The organism is Paenibacillus sp. FSL H8-0260 (assembly GCF_045040625.1).
GTDB classification, from domain to species: domain Bacteria; phylum Bacillota; class Bacilli; order Paenibacillales; family Paenibacillaceae; genus Paenibacillus_AQ; species Paenibacillus_AQ odorifer.
Window position 1 is genome coordinate 894047 of sequence record NZ_CP150298.1, and the last position, 18734, is coordinate 912780.

The 18734-nt window shown below is 44.6% G+C and carries 12 protein-coding genes; 8 read left to right on the plus strand and 4 right to left on the minus strand.

Annotated features, from left to right (window positions below; genetic code table 11):
- Positions 1-3: 3 nt before the first annotated feature.
- The gene (locus MHI51_RS03885; RefSeq protein WP_340916459.1) at positions 4-1527 is read right to left on the minus strand and encodes a flavocytochrome c; all 1524 of its coding nucleotides are present in this window, start codon (positions 1525-1527) and stop codon (positions 4-6) included.
- 483 nt (positions 1528-2010) lie between these two features.
- Between MHI51_RS03885 and MHI51_RS03890 the strand changes: the two genes are divergently transcribed.
- Both MHI51_RS03890 and MHI51_RS03895 read left to right on the plus strand, forming a co-directional pair.
- Positions 2011-2898, plus strand: coding sequence for a hypothetical protein (locus tag MHI51_RS03890; RefSeq protein ID WP_254857080.1), 888 nt, complete (start codon positions 2011-2013; stop codon positions 2896-2898).
- Between the two features lie 51 nt (positions 2899-2949).
- Positions 2950-3819, plus strand: coding sequence for an aminoglycoside phosphotransferase family protein (locus tag MHI51_RS03895; protein ID WP_076190100.1), 870 nt, complete (start codon positions 2950-2952; stop codon positions 3817-3819).
- 226 nt (positions 3820-4045) lie between these two features.
- On the opposite strand, the gene MHI51_RS03900 is transcribed toward MHI51_RS03895, so the two are convergent.
- Positions 4046-4126 carry a putative holin-like toxin gene (locus MHI51_RS03900; protein ID WP_367946913.1) on the minus strand — a complete coding sequence of 27 codons (81 nt, stop codon included), beginning with the start codon at positions 4124-4126 and terminating at the stop codon, positions 4046-4048.
- A 365-nt stretch (positions 4127-4491) separates the two neighbouring features.
- On the opposite strand from MHI51_RS03900, the gene MHI51_RS03905 reads away from it, so the two are divergent.
- The 4 genes from MHI51_RS03905 (at position 4492) to MHI51_RS03920 (ending at position 10718) form a co-directional block, all read left to right on the plus strand.
- Positions 4492-6048 (plus strand): glycosyltransferase family 39 protein, encoded by a 1557-nt coding sequence (locus MHI51_RS03905; RefSeq protein WP_405168956.1) that lies wholly within the window; start codon positions 4492-4494, stop codon positions 6046-6048.
- Positions 6049-6079: 31 nt separating this feature from the next.
- Positions 6080-6328, plus strand: a complete 249-nt coding sequence (locus MHI51_RS03910; RefSeq protein WP_076190102.1) for a hypothetical protein — start codon at positions 6080-6082, stop codon at positions 6326-6328.
- 96 nt (positions 6329-6424) lie between these two features.
- Positions 6425-7177 carry a peroxide stress protein YaaA gene (gene yaaA / locus MHI51_RS03915; RefSeq protein WP_076185122.1) on the plus strand — a complete coding sequence of 251 codons (753 nt, stop codon included), beginning with the start codon at positions 6425-6427 and terminating at the stop codon, positions 7175-7177.
- Between the two features lie 175 nt (positions 7178-7352).
- Positions 7353-10718: a HEAT repeat domain-containing protein gene (locus MHI51_RS03920; RefSeq protein ID WP_405173615.1), complete on the plus strand. Its 3366-nt coding sequence runs from the start codon at positions 7353-7355 to the stop codon at positions 10716-10718.
- A gap of 81 nt (positions 10719-10799) precedes the next feature.
- On the opposite strand, the gene MHI51_RS03925 is transcribed toward MHI51_RS03920, so the two are convergent.
- On the minus strand, positions 10800-12575 hold the full coding sequence (locus tag MHI51_RS03925; RefSeq protein ID WP_405168958.1) for an ABC transporter ATP-binding protein: 1776 nt from the start codon (positions 12573-12575) through the stop codon (positions 10800-10802).
- Entirely contained in the window at positions 12562-14337 is a 1776-nt protein-coding gene (locus MHI51_RS03930; RefSeq protein ID WP_076098706.1) for an ABC transporter ATP-binding protein, read from the minus strand. The genes MHI51_RS03925 and MHI51_RS03930 overlap by 14 nt, the downstream gene beginning before the upstream one ends.
- Positions 14338-14611: 274 nt before the next feature.
- On the opposite strand from MHI51_RS03930, the gene MHI51_RS03935 reads away from it, so the two are divergent.
- Together MHI51_RS03935 and MHI51_RS03940 are read left to right on the plus strand one after the other, a co-directional pair.
- Complete coding sequence (locus MHI51_RS03935; RefSeq protein WP_076279445.1) at positions 14612-15313, plus strand: ABC transporter ATP-binding protein; 702 nt, start codon at positions 14612-14614, stop codon at positions 15311-15313.
- 13 nt (positions 15314-15326) lie between these two features.
- Positions 15327-17972 carry an FtsX-like permease family protein gene (locus MHI51_RS03940; protein WP_405173616.1) on the plus strand — a complete coding sequence of 882 codons (2646 nt, stop codon included), beginning with the start codon at positions 15327-15329 and terminating at the stop codon, positions 17970-17972.
- Positions 17973-18734 lie beyond the last annotated feature (762 nt).

The following is an 18734-nucleotide window of genomic DNA, read 5'->3' on the forward strand; positions in this document are numbered from 1 at the left end:
TACTTATTTTGCTTTTATGAATTCAGCAGATTTGATCCCGGCTTGACGACCAAAAATAATGATTTCTGCAACAGAGTTGCCGCCAATCCGGTTTTGTCCGTGTAAGCCGCCTGTAACTTCGCCTGCCGCAAACAGACCAGGGATAGCTTCACCATCTTTATTTAGAACCTCTGTGTTCGTATTGATCTTCACGCCACCCATGGTGTAGTGAATCCCAGGAGCAATTTTAATAGCGTAGAAAGGACCAGTGGACAGGTCATTGTCCATTCCTGTAGTTCTGCCAAATTCGGCATCCTTTTTATTCTTAACGGCGCTGTTCCAAGTATCAAGCGTTGTTGCCAGCTTATCCTCTGGAACACCGATTTCTTTGGCCAAAGCTTCGATGGAATCCGCCTGAATCACGAAGCCCATTTTGTCATATTGTTCAATAGCCTTCACACGGGATTTAACACCGGAATCAAAGACCAGCGTAGCTGCTTTATTAGGCAGTGTATTGATGGAAGCTGTTACTTTATCACGGGTATCCAATTCATTGGTGAACCGTGTACCTTCACTGGAAACAAGGATAGCGCCTTCCCCACGAACAGCTTCGCCGATGAGGTAGGATTTTTCTTGCTGCACAGTCGGGTGAACTTGGATTTGATCCATATCGACGGTTGTGCCGCCGAGTTTCTCAATCATCTTGATGCCGTCCCCGGTACTGCCGATTTGGTTAGTAGTAACGTAGCCTTCCAAGTCAGGTCTTACTTCGGAGATCAAATCCATATTGGCACCGAATCCGCCAGTGGTTACAACGACAGCATCTGCCGTAATTGTTTTTTCCTCTGTTTGGTTAAAGAGGACTTTGACGCCATTTACTTTGCCATCTTTTTCAGTGATTTCTTTGACATCAGCATTCACGAAAAGAGGGATTTCTTTCTCTTGTACGTTTTTCACTAAACCTTTGACAAGGTATTGTCCCACAGCAGAGCCATCTTCAGGACGGTGTGTACGTTTTTCGTTCATGCCGCCTGTAATGGTGATATTGTTCAAGCGGATTCCGATGGAATCCAGCCAATCGATCGCACTCGCGGAATTATCAACGAAGAAACGAAGCATTTCTTTGTCGTTAGTGTCATGGCCACCTTTTAATGACTCTTCATAAAATAAATCATTGCTGTCTTCAATGTTTTGTTCTTTTTGGAATTTCGTTTCAGAAGCGTTCATCCCCGAAGAGGATTTGGTTGTGTTCCCGCCGGCAACCGGCATTTTTTCCAAAATAACAGGGTTCATGCCTTTCTCTTTGGCCTCAAGCGCCGCGGACATTCCCGCACCACCCGCACCGACAATGATGATATCATATTTATCTTTTAATTGATCGAATGGTGTGTAGCTTGCTTCAGATGCCCCGGAGACGGCTTCAACTTCTTTTTTCTCGTTGTTATTACTCTTGCTCTCGTTCACCTTGTCGTTTCCATTACCGCAACCTGCGATAACGAGCATGACAGAGAGGACGAGACTCAGAGCACCAGCTGCTTTCTTTTTCATTGTTAACCCTCCACTTTTATATTTCTCTATTAAGATGTACCAAAAGAACCCGACAAAAAAGAAAGGAAGTATCAGAGGGAGTTGGAAGTGGAGAAGCGCGCGCGTCGCTGTTATTCTCCTAACTTCAAATCTTCTACGGTTACGTCCACAGTTTCCATCGTTATTCTCTTTAGTTCATCTTCTTATTAAGTATACCATCAATCATGACTATTAGTGAAAGTTTTCACAAATTATACAAGTCGTCTATTCTAACATAGGGTAACGAAATATTGAGCGGATTAGGCGGAAAATGGACCATAAACCATATAACTAGAAGATTTGGCGTGAGATTTTCTCACTGTAGAAGTGGTAACTGTCACGGATTAGTAAAGCGGTTTTTGTTCTTCTGGATTTTTAAATGGTAAAATGAGAGTATTGCCTACTAGTCAATCTGGAAAGACTAACATGAGACATAGAAACAAATTCTAATTAATAGGTGAGAATATGGAATTTAATAATGTAATAAAAGAAAAAGTAAAAGAAGATAACTATAAAGTGTTTGCTTTACTAAGCCGCTATTTGAATAATACCCCCGACTTTATTAACAAAGAAGAAATTGAAGAAATCGTAAACTGTGGTGTATCTTATGAATACGCTTTTGGTTTAATGCTGGCTGCTGCTTTTGGGATGGATACGGTTGATAATGTTGATGATAAGGAATTGTTCAACCAATATTTTAGCAATATGCTTCATAAGCTTGATGCAAATGAATATTATGACAATCCATATTATAAAAATATCAAGATACCAACTATAAAGATTAATAATAGTGAATTAAAATATGAAAAATATAAACCTTTTGAAGGTTTTGTTTGCAATGATATCATCCGGACAGAAGAGGGAAGACAAATTCCTCAGGTTGGTTTTTTTCAAACTGAATTCATGTTCCCGGCTGTCTTGGAGAATGAAAGAATCTGGATGACGATCACACCAAATGAAATAGAAACAATGAAAGAAGCTGTTGATAAAGCGTTTGGGAATGTTCTTACATTTGGGCTTGGACTTGGCTATTATGCTTATATGGTTTCTGAAAAAGTTAATGTTGAAAGCATAACGGTTGTTGAAAAAAATCAAGATGTCATTGATTTATTTAATAAATATGTACTGCCACAATTCAGTAATGCTCACAAGATCAGGCTTATCCAAGCAGATGCTTTCGAATATGCAGAACAACATATGTCTAAGGAAAAATATGATTTTGTATTTACGGATTTATGGCATGATGTTTCTGATGGAATGGACATGTATTTAAAAATGAAAAAGTTTGAAAAGAAAAGCCCGGATACTGTATTTATGTACTGGATAGAACAATCTATTTTATGTTATTTGTAATTTTGAGTTGCGTTAATCTGTTGTAGCTGACTCCGAAAGGAAGACCCATTTTTGAAAACTCCTATATCTATCATAAATTGGCTAGAGCACAACGAAATCATAAACGACTTATTAAATCAGGAAGACAGCTTAACTGCGCATACAATGGATCAAGGATTTGAAGCTGAGGTCATGAGGATTAATTCTGATCAAGAGAGCTATGTACTGAAAACATGGAATAAGGAATCCAGACCGGATGTCCAGTTTCAATATCGTTTATTGGATGTTCTATCCGAACGAGGAGTAGCCGTCTCTAAACCAGTGGGCTGGGGAATCAATCCGGAGGGACATAAGGTGTTGTTAACAAGTTTTGACGGAACCCCTATTCATAAAATGAATACCAGGAAAATGAAGGAACTCGCAAGCCTATTAGCAAAAATACATAAAATTCGCGTTGAAGAGATTGGAAATATACAACTGCCAAAATACGATTTCATCGGCTATTTTTTCCCTGAAGCCAAAGAACAATCTGATATTTATAATGTGTTGACTGCTCTTGTTGAGCAAACTCCAATGAAGCAAGACTGTATCATTCATGGGGATTTTCATATCGGAAATATAGTGGAGGATAAAGAGCGATATACCATAATCGATTGGACGAACGGCCAGTTGGGAGACTCTAGATATGATTTTGCCTGGTCACTTATTCTGCTGAAAATATATATCTCTGAGCGTTATGCTGATGTGTTCCGAACTGCTTATCTATTGGAAAATGATATGGATCAGGAAGAACTTGAGATCTTTGAAGCTTGGGCATGTCTACGGTGGATTTTGCTGAATAGAAGAGGTAGCACACCGAAAGGGCCTAATACAACGAAGAGAGTGAAAGGCTTAATCGCTAATAATCGGTTTTTAAAAAAGATGGATAGTAAATTGTTCTGATGTACGCAAGGATGGATGGATTTTCTGGGAGATTGGAAATGTAATGTAACACCGTACATTATTACGTTATTAAATTATTTGTGGTATATTAAAGGTAGAAAAGACGTAAAATGCAAAGAGAGCCGTGCTGTAACACGACTCCCAAGGCAATAGCCGCTTTTAAGGGCGGTAGGCTTCAGCAAATAGGACACGACAGATAGACCGCATGCCTTTGTGAGTGGGCGGTCTATTTGCGTTTATTGGACAGCAGCGCTACGATAAGCGAACCAAAGGTTAGCATAAGCATCATTGCTTCAAACACTGTCACAAGGCATCCCTCCCTTCGGTGAGAGGTAGCCGACCGACCCTTTAAGCCTATTCTATTTGCTCCACCAGTATAGCATAATCGTTTGAAAGAGAATTAAGACTCTTGTCATAATACTCCCTAGGATTGGAGTAGTTTTCCATTTCCTCTCTTTGTCTCCGCAACTCTCTCCATTTTGAAACTTCCGTATCACATTTGCGATTTTTTGATTCCCAATTGTAGGACGTCCCTCTCTTTCTAAATCTCTTCTTTGCGAATTCCCAAACTTCCGATTTTCATTGGATTTTCAGTTTGGGTGTTTATAATGCTTTTTATGAATCGGGGCAGCGGATTGTAAAGGGCTTTCGATTGCGCAAAGGAGGTTTTCCATGATAAGAGGAATTCAAAAAACATTGTATCTCATACTTGCATTCTTTATCGGTCTTTTTATCGCATCCTCCTTTTTTATTAGGGCGAAATATAATTATTTCGTATATGGGGACACGCCAATTTTGGAGAGACAACAGCTGGGTCTTTTTATTCTAGTGATCGCAGTGGTGCTGGCATTAAGCGTTATTTTGTATAAAATGTGCCTGAAGCTTAATAAGTACAGTTGGAAAATAGTCATTCCAGCCATACTGCTGTTTTCTTTTGCAATCCAGATGGTGATTATCTTTCTGTTTCCACGCTTGCCGACGGATGATTCGCAGACAGTGCTTTCATTGGCACTCGACATGCTGTACAGGAATGATTATTCGTCGTTTGACACGAACGGCTATCTGCATATGTTTCCGTTTAATTTTTCGATCGTTTTATATTTAAAGACGTTGTTGTTGATCTTTCCGGATAATTATCTGGTAATCAAAATATTTAATATTCTGTTTACACTCTTAACCTCATTAATGATTTACATGCTGTATAAAGAGCTCAATTATAAGTCCAAGGATAAGGATTATGGCATCCTCGTGTTTGCTGCAACCTATATCCCTTCATTGTTTATGAGTAATTTTATCTATAACGATGTGATCGCTACCGCCTTTCTGACAAGTGCTTTATATTTTGCCATAAGATTTATTAAAAGAAGGTCCATTAAGGATATTCTCTTCGCAGCTCTCTTACTGGCAATAGGCAACTATTTCCGCAGTATCGGTGTTATTTTTCTGATTACCGTGGTGGCGGGTCTTTTATTTAACATACGTTCTATCGGGGTGAAAAAGGTTTTTAGCGCTTTGTTTATCACGGCCATATTGTTTAATGTTCCCGGCTGGACGCAAAATGCTGTGCTGCAGGCGACGAATGTTGTAGATGAACCGATGAACGAAAATTCCGCACCTGTCTACATGTGGCTGAATATGGGGATCAATCTGGAGACGTTTGGGTTCTGGGACAACCGGGAGAGCTACGCTATCTATCAGCAGGATGCAAATTATAATAAGGTAGAAAGTACGGAGTTATTTAAAGAAGAAATCAGTAATAAACTCTCCGAGGCGGGCCTAAGTGACTTAGTGAAGATGTATTATAAAAAAATCGTTTGGACCTGGACGGAAGGAACCTACCAGATGGAACGATATGGGCTCGGAAATGACGGATCATCCAGTAACGGGGGAAGAATGGGCTTTGTCATGGACCGTTATAGCTACACTAATGCTGCTACGGATTTGTTTAAGGCAGACTCCAATTATAGAAGTGGAATGTTATGGCTGCTGTATGTTCTGAATTTTCTGATGTATGTATTTATACTCGTTCGCTTAATGGGTGGAATAAGAGCCAAAAGATTTGAAGAGACCTCTTTGATTCTTGTGGTGCTGGGCTTTATCGGATTCTATCTTTTATGGGAGATCAAGTCCCGGTATATTTACCCGGTGTATCCGCTGCTGATCGTATTATCCTACATGGGTTTTAAGGACGTATACGATTATATGTTAAAAAGATGTTTTCCACGTTAACTATGTTCGCTCGGAAAGAGGGGATTCAAAGATGCGGACCAAGCGGTATTTCGCTTTGCTCATAGCAGTGCTAAGTTGTTCCATGGTGCTCGTCTCCTGCGATGCTATTACCGCACAGAAGATAACGAGTACTGACTCCGGGTCAAGAGCGAACGGGGGACAGGGCTTCACCGGCGGGCGGGGGAAAGATGGGGGCGGATCTCCCAACATGAATGGTGGGACAAGGAGAAACGGCAACCCAGGTACAGATGGCGGTGGCGCACAAGGTGGGCGGCAGTGAACAAATTTCATGAACTTGCCCCAAGCCTACGAAGATTAAGTGTGATAGGATAAGGTTACATTTAAATTCCCCGCGGGGGTAAGAAAAGGGAGCACCATGAGAATCATTATATCGCCTGCCAAGAAGATGAAGATGGATACGGATTTCTTGGATTGCCGCCAGATGCCGCAATTCATAAGCGAGTCGCAGACTCTTCTGGCCTTATTACAAAAGTTGAATTATGAAGAAGCCAAATCGTTATGGAAATGCAATGATGCCATCGCCACGCTGAATGTGGAGCGGATTCGGGATATGGATGTAACACGGGATCTTACACCGGCTATCTTTTCTTATGAGGGTATCCAGTACCAGTACATGGCACCAGGGGTACTTCAAATGGAGGAGCTGGAATATCTTCAGCAGCATTTACGGATATTATCCGGATTCTATGGAATCGTCCGGCCATTTGACGGCGTTGTGCCGTACAGGCTGGAGATGCAGGCAAAGCTTAGCGGACCTGGTTTCAAGTCTATCTACGAGTTCTGGAACAGGAAGCTGGCAGATCAGCTGTTTTCGGAGACTGACATCATTCTGAATCTGGCCTCTAAGGAATACAGCAAGTGCATCTCCCCTTACATTGGCGGGAATGTTCGAATGGTTAGTTGTGTATTCGGGCAGGAGATCGGCGGTAAGGTAGTAGAGAGAGCGACCCTGGTCAAGATGGCCAGAGGTGAAATGGTACGCTTCATGGCTGAGCGGCAAATCAGCTGTGTGGAGGATATCAAAGGCTTCGACGGATTTGATTTCAGCTTTGCTGATGAGCTGTCGGATGAGCGTACGTATGTGTTTATTCAGAAAAAGAATGACTAGAGCAAGCAGTACATGATGGGTAATTCTGAAGGGGGTTGAATAACCTGCTTCAGGGTTACCTTTATTTTTTGGTCAACGAAACCAGATGCTGAATTCTAGTTTTTTTAAAGGGGATAGATTAGGGTATAGAGAATAAAGTTCGGGTGGAATAAGAACAGGTTAACGAGGAGGACTTATGATTTTCAAAAGAGATCCATTGGATAAACAGAGCTTACTTAAAGAATTGGATTCGCTAGGTTATTCCGACAGAATCAAGAAAGTAGCAATCCTAGGCCGTGATCATCTCGGATCTGTCCAGTACTCCCAATTACTAGCCTCTTTGCTGGAGGATGGCGTTTATGAAGCACGACTTGCCTTAATCGGCGCCATTGCAACACAAGATGCTGCTATTATTCTATCAGCACTGCGGCATCCCAAGGCAAGTATCAGAAATACGGCTGCGGGTCTTTTGGCAAAGGTGGCTTTGGATGCTGATATTGAACATGAGCTCCCTCATTTATCCCATGATTGCCGCCGTAAGCTGCTGCACAGTATTTCACAGATTAACCGTCAGGAATTGGCGGAACGTTTATTGCCTATGGTGTACGCCCGGTGGGGGGCGGAGGAAGCCGCGATTATATTGCCGGCCTGTTATTCGGCAACGGTAAGTAAATGGCTTGCTGATATCGGATATGCCATAAAAGACTGGAAGAAATTATCCAGCCGACATATTGACGTAGTAGCAGAATACTTTGCAACAACACTGGAAAGCACACCACTTAGGGAAAAAGGCTATGTCTGGTGGAGATTCTCATCAGCTCTGGAGATCCTATGCAATCTGCAGGCAGATTTGGTGCTGGAGTGTGCGCTGAACCATGGACCTATGGGCATCATACATCCTGCGTTAAAAGAACAGCTTGGCACGCTTGTACGCCAAAATCCTAATAAGGTATATCAACTGTTAACACGAACGGAGTCGCGGAGCGATCTGATTTCTTATGGTGTTCCTGAAGCTGTTCTTAAAAGGAAAAAATATTTATCCATGGATCAATGGATGGAGATAGCGAAACTACTCGCAGATCACCCTATGCACATAGCAAAGCTGCTTCAGAATATTGCACCCTCTAACCGCAAGGTCATTTTCGATGCTGTGTATGAAGAAGATAAACGCAATGAACGCATTTTTCCGGAAAGATTACTATATGTATTACCACATGTCTTGCGTGACAAGGAAGCCACCCGGATGCTTGGCCTTCGTGAAATCAATGATGACCGGGAGAGAACAGTCAGATTTACTGCTTGCCGTTCTATTCTTCATTCAAGAGCGGGACTTGAACAAGCAACACAGGTATCCAGTGCAGACGAACGTGCCACGGCGCTTATGCAGCTGATCAGAAGTACCGTTCTGTCGAGACAGGACATGAATGAAACTTTGGTGTACCTGGGCCGGATTAAAAATGATCAGGATCCTGTCCGGGGCGCTGTGTTTAAAGAGCTATCGGAAAGTCCTGCGTCTGTGTTCACGGATGCCCATGTACAAGAGCTTACTTTGCTTGTTGATAGTGTTATAGAGGCCAGAGATACTTCATATGGTACAAAATTTTCCGTTCAACAACTGGCGTTTGCTATTCTCCGGCATAACGCATTACATCCTCACGGTGAGCTGTTTAAGTTTTCTTTAAATACGATTCAGAAATTGGCCAAGCAGAATGGGCAGCTTTCCCTTCCATCCTTGGAGAAGAATTTACCCCGGGGAGTAGAAGAGATTATCTTCGACGAAATTTATACATTAGCTGTACAGGCCAACAAAAGAGAAGATTACAATCTGGTGTTAAGCCTAGCTAGCTCTTTCGGTAAAAGAGGTTACGGCATCATAAAACTTCAGAATCTGTTAAAGGAAGCAACGAGGGCAAAGGCGGATTCTACAGCCATACAAGCGGCCAGATACTGGCTTGCGCCTCGTACAACGCGTGATGCCAGAGTTAAGGAATTATTAGTTTTAGATAAATCGTATATTACGATCCATGAAGTGTTCCAGCATCTGCATCTGAAGCGTCAGGAATGGCTCGATCCTTTTATTTCAGGAGCTGTCATTAAGGGCAAGTTCCTATCAGGCAAAACTATCTATCTTGTGCCGGCCGCGGATGGATTCTACAGATGGCTGCCACGTCAGCAACAAGCTTTAAGTGCCTTATTAGAAAAAATTGCATACGATGCCAAACGTAATCTTTGGGAGCGTGCAAGCGTTATTAAGATCATGGCAAGCATGCCTGATCTCGGTTCGGATAGGTTACTTGGGCTTATGCAGGATAAGGAAGTAACTGTAGTAGAAGCTGCACTTCATGCCTTTTCGCTTATGGAAGAACCGGAGAAGGCACTTCCCGTTCTGCTGGAGAATCTGGATGGGGACCGGGCCCGTGTAGCCATGTACTCGATACCCAGATGCATCCGCAGGGTGAATCCGGTGTTACTGGTTACCATGCTGAAAGAGCTTCTGAATCGGGATAAGCTGAAGATCACTGTCAGAAAAGAAGCCATCCGCTTACTGGGCGCTTATAGAAGCGATGACAGCCTTCCGCTATTGATGAATGAGTTCGAGAAACCCAATGCACACAAGGATGTAATCATAGCCATAGGGCATGCTGCCAAACAGCTTTTAGATGATGAACGCGCTTGGGATATGTTAAGTACAATGGCTTCTTCATCAGAAAATGACATCGCAGGAAGTTTATTATCTCAACAGCCTAATGCTCTTCCGCTAGACTTTAGACCACGTTATCTAGGATTAATCCTTGAAATTGTAAGGCACCAAGATGCGTATATTGGCAGATATGCTTTCATTTCTATGATGCGGTGGACAAATGGAAATGAAGGGATTGTTGCAGCTGCCACCGCTCGGTCTATTACGGATTTGGAAGACAGCACTAGATGGGAAACTGCTATGAACACGCTGGTAGAAACCTGTCGCGATGGTAAGATCAATGAGGTTGTAGTTGGTGTATGTCAGAGACTGGTTAGTGCAGCGATAAGTGATGAATGGAACGCCACTGCCAAAAGAGATTTGCCTCATCGGCAACGTCTACTGAAATTAGTCAACCAGCTGATAGCTTTGCCAAAAATCACCCGGATGCACCTTATCCCTTTGTATACGGACCTGATTGACTGTCTGGCATCTGATGAGACCTTACAGCAAACTGTGATGAAATTGTATATAGCAGCAATAGACTGGAATAACGTGGAGGAATCCGCCAATTATCTGAATCGGATCGTTACCACTATTTCAAATCAACCCCAGCTATTAAGCGATGTCTATAAGCAGGTCGCGTATAATTTAGAAGTGAGCACGGGATACTGGAGTCCGGAAATTTTATTGGAAATTGTAGATGTTCTAGGGTCTGAGAGCCGTTATGAATCTCAGTATATTGGACTTTCGTTGCTTGAAGTTGCCGGAAGTGCTCTATTGTGGAGTCCAGAGCCTGCAGAGCGTCTGCGGTTGTACAGAAATCACACGAACCTTGCGGTTCGCTCACTTGCGCTAAATATTTGGACGGCGATAGATTAGTTTTTGATATTTTTTGAAAATATAAAGCACCATAAGAGCTCAGGCTGCAAATCGGCCTGAGCTCTTATGGTGTTTATTCAATTAAGCTTCCATCTTCTGTGCTGTGTAGAGGCGGTAGTAAAGGCCCCGCTGTGCGATAAGCTCATCATGTGAGCCGCTTTCCGCGATGCCTTTGTTAGATACGTACATAATACGATCGCAGTTTTTTACGGTGGAGAGGCGATGCGCGATAATGAACGAGGTGCGTCCCTTAAGCAGTTCATTCAGCCCTTTTTGCAATAAGCGCTCAGTCTTCGCATCAATGGAAGAAGTGGCTTCATCCAAGATGAGAATGCGCGGATCTGCCAAAAGTGTTCTTGCGAACGAAATGAGCTGCCGCTGTCCTTGAGACAGCTTGGAGCCACGTTCATTGACCTCTGTCATGTAGCCTTGATCGAATTCACGGATGAATTCGTCGGCGCAAACGGCCTTTGCAGCGGCGATTACTTCTTCTTCGGTCGCATCCAGTCGGCCGTACCGAATATTGTCCAGAATGGTACCGGAGAAGATGAAGCTATCCTGTAACATAATCCCCATCTGGCTGCGAAGAGATTTTAACGTCACCTGCGAGATATCCTGGCCGTCGATCAGAATCTGACCACTGGAAATGTTATAAAAGCGTGAGATCAGATTGACGACGGTTGTTTTGCCCGCACCTGTGGGTCCTACCAGCGCGATGCTATCTCCCGCTTTGACCTTGAAGGAGATATTCTCCAGAATATTAAGCCCCGGGTCATAGGCGAAAGTTACATCGTCGAAGGTGACATGGCCCTGTACAGATGGCAGTGTTTTTGCATCCGGGATATCACTGACGGTAACCGGTTCATCCAGCGTTTCGAAGATACGCTCAAGATAGGCAACGGCGTTGATGAAGTTATTGTACAGGTTCGAAAGATTCAGAATCGGCTGCCAGAAGCGGGCAGCGTAGCTGCTCATCGCCAGAATGACACCGAGGGTCATGTCTTGAGGACTCAGTGTTAGTAGGCCTACAAGGAAAATTAATGATGTAACGATCGTAGACAAGTTGTCTACAGAGAACGGAATAAGTAAGTTGTAACGTTGAGCCTTCATCCATTCTTTACGGAAATTACCCGCGAGACGTGTGAAGATTCCTTCGTTACGTTGTTCCCGGGAGAACATTTGTGTCACACCAATACCGCTAATGCTCTCTTGCAGATAGGCGTTCAGGTTGGAGCTTTTGTTGGACACTGCTTGCCATGCCCGGCGTTGCCGGGTTTTGATCAGCAGCATGATGCCAAGGAAGACTGGCAGTCCGGCAAGGATGACAAATGAGAGTCGTACATCGACAGCGAACATGAAGGCTGCGATAAAGAGCAAATTCACGATTTCTAGAATAAAGTTGATAATCCCGTTGGACAACACATCTGAAACGGCGTTGACGTAGTTTACGACCCGGATAAGGATCTTGCCCTGTGGGCGGTCGTCATAATATTTGAAAGGCAATTCTTGCAGATGCTTAAACAAATCCGTTCGGATGTCAAAAATAATATCCTGCCCAACACTCGTCATGATGCGCGAGCGTATCGTAGCCAGATAAACGCTGACCACGATGGTCACAAGCATCAGTGCAGCCCAACCCAGCAGTGCAAGCTTCTCTTTTGCCGGAATGGTCACGTCGATGACATGTTGCATGATCAGCGGAGCCGACAGTGAAATGGCTGCTGAAAGTGCACTGAGCACGAACGCAACAATCATTGGGGTTTTCTTTCGTTTGATATATACCATCGCACGCCGGAAGTGTTTTATATTAAACGGCGATTCAAGATTTTCATCGACGTCAAATTTATTCCTTGCCACTTGCGGTCACCTGCCTTCCAATACCCTCGTTCTGCAGTTTAAACACTTCGTAATAGTAACCACGTTTCGCCAGCAGTTCAGTGTGTGTCCCTTCCTCAACTAGCTTCCCGCCATCCAGAATGAGAATACGGTCGGCTTGCGAGGTAGTAGATACACGCTGCGCAATAATAATTTTCGTACAAGGATAGTCCAGTTCACGTAGACTTTTTTGGATATGCTCCTCCGTCTCAAGGTCGACCGCAGAGGTCGTATCATCGAGAATCAGGATAGGACGGTGTACCGCCAAAGCACGCGCTAAGGCAATACGCTGCTTTTGCCCCCCCGACAGTCCGACTCCGCGTTCCCCGACAACGGTATCATAACCTTCAGGCATTTTGGTAATGAAGTCGTGTGCGGCTGCGAGCTCTGCATAACCCATTGCATCTTCTTCCGGAAGATCAGGATCGCCATAGGCGATGTTTCCATCAATGGTATCAGAGAACAAGAGTACATCTTGGGTCGCCATGCCGATATTTCCACGAAGTTCATCAAGCTCCAGCTGCCGAACATCAACACCGTCTACGAGTACGCGCCCTTCAGCTACATCGTAGAAGCGAGGGATGAGGTTGATGATTGTTGTTTTGCCTGATCCTGTCGCGCCCATGATTGCTACAGTTTCACCGGGTTCAACGGTAAAGCTAATATCGTCCAGTACGATAGCGCTATCATATTTGAAGCGGACATGATCGAATTCAATACGGCCTTCATAACGGCGTTTGTCAGTGACAGTATGCTCATTAACAATATTTGGCCGGGCATAATAGATATCTACGATTTTGGACAAGCTCGCAAAAAAGCGCTGAATGTCGTTGATAATGATACCGATGTTGCGCATAGGGTTGGATATAGCCCAAATAAGCGAAGAGAAGGCCATAAACTCACCGAAGGTGATCCGGCCGTTCATAAGGAACAAACCACCAACCAACATAAGGATTACGTTGAAGCCCTGAGCGAAGGATTCCAGATAAGGAAAATAATCAAGCCATACAAGGGCGGCCTTTTTGTTCGCTGTAGAATAGTTGACATTCTTCTCTGTGAATTTTTCGACCTCGAATTCCTCACGGGCAAAAGCCTTGACCACACGGTTGCCTGAGATATTCTCCTGTGTAGTCGTGTTAAGCTGGGACAGCCGTTCACGCAGGTCAATATACATAGGACGGACGCGTTTAGCGAATATGTAAGCCACGATAAAAATGGGCGGTGACAGGATAAGCATCCACAGCGTCAGTTCCGCATCTATGGTGAAAAAATAGATAACGGCGGCAAGGAAGATCGTTAGCGATTCAATGATCGTCTTAAAAATCCAGGCCATAGAGTGACGGACCATGTCCAGATCGCCTGTCATCTTGGTCATGAGATCGCCGGTGCGATTATGATCGTAGTATTTTCTGTCCTGTCCCTGAATTTTGTTGTACAAATAAATGCGGACATTGTACATCATATTTTGCGAGGATATCTCGTACTGCATGGTCGTGAAATATGCGAGACCTGTGCGCAGTAGAGAAAATCCGATCATGCCCAGACAGAGCATAATCAATAATTGCCGTTCTTGTGTAAGATTCTGCAGGGCGTTGTCACCGGCTATAAACGTATCGACAATGCGCTGACTGATGTACGGATTCACGATTGTAAGACTTGAGCCCACCACCGAAAGGCAGAGTGCCAGAATATATCGCGTCCGGTTTCCCTCTAGGTTCTGCCATAGCCATTTCAGTTCGAACATCTGATCACCTGTTTCTGATTGTTCTTGTTCTTTCACTCTTGCCTGAAAAGAGTAAATAAAACAAAGTGATTATAACATTATCAAATGACTAAGTATCGTTTACGGTAAAATTTCCTTGTTACATTATTGTTACAAAAAAATGAACTTATTAATGATGTGAATTTCACCTTGTGTAATGAGGGTTTGCCATTCGGGCTTGGGCGTTCTAATTATGATAAACTGAGACAATGTAGAGTAATTAGACTTAGTTCGGATAGGGACAGGAGGAAGAGGAATGAGTTTTGTTGCTGTAAAAGGGGAGTACAAGCGTTACAAGATGGGCGAGAATGTAATTGTCGCGAATGACGGGATTGATTTTGAGATAAAAAAAGGTGAATTTGCCGTGATCGTCGGCCCAAGTGGTGCGGGTAAATCTACGGTGCTTAATATTCTGGGTGGCATGGATTCCGCCGATGAAGGTCAGGTCATTGTGGATGGCATTGATATCGCCAAGTTTAGTGCCATGGAGCTGACAGGCTACCGCCGAAATGACGTAGGTTTTGTATTTCAGTTCTATAATCTAGTACCTAATCTGACCACACTGGAAAATGTTGAGCTTGCTTCGCAGATTTCCCCGCGTGCACTAGATGCACGTAAGGTGCTGGAGGATGTGGGTCTGGGCGCGCGGTTAGATAATTTCCCGGCTCAGTTGTCCGGTGGTGAGCAACAACGTGTCGCTATCGCCAGAGCGTTGGCTAAACAGCCGAAGCTGCTGCTCTGCGACGAGCCGACAGGGGCGCTTGATTATAACACCGGCAAGCAGGTGCTGAAGCTGCTGCAGGATACTTGTCGTAACACCGGGACAACGGTCATCGTAATTACACATAATCTGGCGATCGCTCCGATGGCTGACAGGGTTATAGAGATTAACAACGCTAAGGTACGGAAGATGGTGATCAATCCTTCGCCGGTATCCGTTGACGATATTGAATGGTAAGGAGAAGGCATCTATGAAAAAGCGAGCATTGTGGAAAGATATTTTTCGTGAAATTGGGCATACCAAAGCCCGGTTTATTTCGATTTTTGCAATTATTATGTTAGGCGTCAGCTTTTTTGCCGGAATCAAGGCTACTGGGCCAGATATGTTGAATACAGCTGGAACCTTTTACAAAGAGCAGCGCTTGATGGATCTGAAGGTGCAGACTAACTACGGCCTGACCGAAGACAACATCGGGTTACTCAGAAATGTACAGGGGATCGATGAGATTCAGCCGAGCTATAGTGCAGATGTATTCATAGGTGATAATGCCTTAATACTTAAAGTCAATTCTTACAACACGGATAAACCACTTAATCAATACCGTATTATTGAAGGCCATCTACCGGAGCATTCCGGTGAAATCGTGCTGGACGATAAGCTAGCGGAAGAATATGCGTTGGGTGACAAGGTATCTTTTAGTGGAAACGGTACGGATGCGGAGCTGTCGAACAGCTTCGAAAGACTGGAGTATACTGTAGTTGGCTTTGTTAGAAGTCCACAGTTTATTGAGCAAAGTACCCGGGGCACCAGTGGGATCGGCAAAGGTACGGCGGATGCGTTCGCCGCGATCCCGGAGTCAGATTTCAAGCTTCCGGTGTATACGGAAGCCTATCTGTCCTTTAAGGATACAGCCGGAGTGAAGGCTTATTCGCCGGAGTATGAAGATCTGATCGAACAGCATACCCATGCTGTAGAGCAGGCGATGTCCGGCGTGCCGGAAGCACGGCTTGCTGAACTGCGTGCGGAAGGCGAGAAAGAGCTTTCTGGTGGCCGCGCAAAGGTGGCCGCCGCCGAGCAGCAGCTTGCGGATTTGCAGCGCCAGCCGGAGGAAGTGCAGCAGGAACAGGCTGCAAGTATGACGGCAATTGCTGCCGGACTTGCTTCTGCCAAGGAGGAATTGGCGGCAGGGGAGCAAAAGCTTGCAGAGCTGGAGCAGCTTAAGGTCTACGTTACTGACCGAAGCGCTAATCCGGGATATGCCGAATATAAAGATAACGCTGATCGGTTATCGGCGATTGCCAGTGCGTTTCCTGTGTTCTTTTTCCTGATAGCTGCGCTGGTCAGCTTGACGACCATGACACGGATGGTTGAGGAGCATCGCCTGCAGATTGGGACACTGAAAGCACTTGGTTATGGCAACCGCGACATTATGGCCAAATTTCTGGTCTATGGTACGCTTGCCAGTCTGGCGGCTTCAATTGCGGGTCTTGCGGTTGGTTTTACCCTGTTTCCGGGTATTATCTACGATGCGTATAGTGCAATCTATAATTTACCGGATATCACGAAGAACTTCTATCTTTCGTATTCGATCATATCCGTTATCGTAGCGTTAATATGTACTACGTTGACGGCGTGGATTGCTTCACGGGTAGAATTACGCAGCAATGCTTCCGTATTGATGCGTCCGAAGGCACCGAAGAGTGGCCAGCGTATTTTACTGGAGCGGATCACTTTTATATGGAAGAGATTGAGCTTTGTCCAAAAGGTTACCGCACGGAATCTATTCCGCTATAAGCAGCGGATGTTCATGACTGTATTCGGCGTGGCTGGCTGTACAGCGCTGATCCTGACGGGATTTGGTCTCAAGGATTCAATTGGCAGCATCGCCGGGTCGCAGTTCGGCACGATTATGAAATATGATGCACTTGTGGCGCTGCATGAAGATGTGTCTGCCGATGTGCTAAAAGCCTACGACCAACTAATCACTGGTGAATCTGCAGTAACTGGGACGCTGAGTGTGGCGCAAGAACGGATGACCGCACATGCTAGTGGTGTAAATGACCAAGAGGTTCATCTGTTCGTTCCTACCTCCGTTAACTCTTTATCCGATTTCGTGGAGTTGCGTGATCGAAAAAGTGGAGAAGGACGGATGCTTACGGATGATGGGGCTATTATCTCAGAGAAGCTGGCTAAGCTGTATGGGCTGGAGTCTGGCGATAAATTGACCGTGGTGGACAAAGATAATGAAACATTCGAGATTGAGGTCGCGGCGATTACAGAGAATTATGTAATGCACTATGTTTATATGACACCGGCATATTATGCTTCTGTGTTCGGAGAAAAACCAGTATTCAACACAGAACTTCTGAACTACACCGCACATGATAAAACATGGGAAGACAAATTTGGTGAGAAGCTGACGGCTAATGAGGGCGTCGCTGCTATCAGCTTTTCCAGCAGTGTAGGTTCCGCCTTCGATGAGACTATGAAGAGTATGGACGTTGTAACTTTGGTGCTCATTGTTTCAGCGGCGGCGTTGGCTTTTGTCGTCCTCTACAATTTGACCAATATCAATGTGTCCGAGCGGATCCGGGAGCTGTCAACCATTAAGGTACTGGGCTTCTACGACAAGGAAGTAACCATGTATATTTACCGCGAAAATATGCTGCTTAGCCTACTCGGTATTGTGGCTGGATCGGGTCTCGGCATAGTGCTGCATAGCTTCGTCCTGAAGACGGCCGAGCTGGATGCGACGATGTTCGCTCCGATCATCAAGTGGCCAAGTTATATTTATGCGGCGCTCCTAACCCTATTGTTCTCCGGTATAGTCATGGCGTTCATGCATATTAAGCTCAAACGAATCCATATGATAGAGGCTTTGAAGTCGGTGGAATAGCATCTAAAAATGCCAGAGCTACGGCTCTTTCTATGGAATATAGCTTCACTGGAGTCCGAAAGTATGCCTCAAAGGCGATAAATGAGCAAATAGCGCCATCTGGGTCCGTAAGTAACTGGGGATGGTTAGGAACTGACGCTATCAGATGCCAACCGACGATATCGGACGATATTGGACGCTATTGGACGCTATCGGACCCTAACGGACCCAGATGACCTTAAACGCCGGATTATCCGCCAATTTCAATGTTATCGGACTCCATGGCAGCTATTGGCATAAAAAACGCCAGAAATGATGCACTTTCTATAGAATAGCGACACTGGAGTCCGAAACTATGCCTCAAAGGTGATAAATGAGCAAATAGCGTCATCTGGGTCCGTAAGTAACTGGGGATGGTTAGGAAACGACGCTATCGATGCCATCCGATGATTTCTGACGATATTGGATGCTATCTGAAACTATGCCTGACGCTATCGGACCCAGATGACCTTAAACGCCGGATTATCCGCCATTTGGAATGTTATCGGACTCCATAGCAGCTATTGGCATAAAAAACGCCAGAAATGAGGCTCCTTCTATAGAATAGCGACACTGGAGTCCGAAACTATGCCTCAAAGGCGATAAATGAGCAAATAGCGTCCTCTGGGTCCGTAAGGAACAGGGGATAGTTAGGACCCGACGCTATCGTTCGTTATCGCTGCCATCCGATGATTTCTAACGATATTGGATGCTATCTGAAACTATGCCTGACGCTATCGGACC

Excerpts from the sequence above, each read along its gene's own strand:
- MHI51_RS03885 (WP_340916459.1), bottom strand. The coding sequence starts at position 1,527 with ATGAAAAAGAAAGCAGCTGGTGCTCTGAGTCTCGTCCTCTCTGTCATG.
- MHI51_RS03890 (WP_254857080.1), top strand. The coding sequence starts at position 2,011 with ATGGAATTTAATAATGTAATAAAAGAAAAAGTAAAAGAAGATAACTAT.
- MHI51_RS03905 (WP_405168956.1), top strand. The coding sequence starts at position 4,492 with ATGATAAGAGGAATTCAAAAAACATTGTATCTCATACTTGCATTCTTT.
- MHI51_RS03910 (WP_076190102.1), top strand. The coding sequence starts at position 6,080 with ATGCGGACCAAGCGGTATTTCGCTTTGCTCATAGCAGTGCTAAGTTGT.
- yaaA (WP_076185122.1), top strand. The coding sequence starts at position 6,425 with ATGAGAATCATTATATCGCCTGCCAAGAAGATGAAGATGGATACGGAT.
- MHI51_RS03920 (WP_405173615.1), top strand. The coding sequence starts at position 7,353 with ATGATTTTCAAAAGAGATCCATTGGATAAACAGAGCTTACTTAAAGAA.
- MHI51_RS03930 (WP_076098706.1), bottom strand. The coding sequence starts at position 14,337 with ATGTTCGAACTGAAATGGCTATGGCAGAACCTAGAGGGAAACCGGACG.
- MHI51_RS03935 (WP_076279445.1), top strand. The coding sequence starts at position 14,612 with ATGAGTTTTGTTGCTGTAAAAGGGGAGTACAAGCGTTACAAGATGGGC.
- MHI51_RS03940 (WP_405173616.1), top strand. The coding sequence starts at position 15,327 with ATGAAAAAGCGAGCATTGTGGAAAGATATTTTTCGTGAAATTGGGCAT.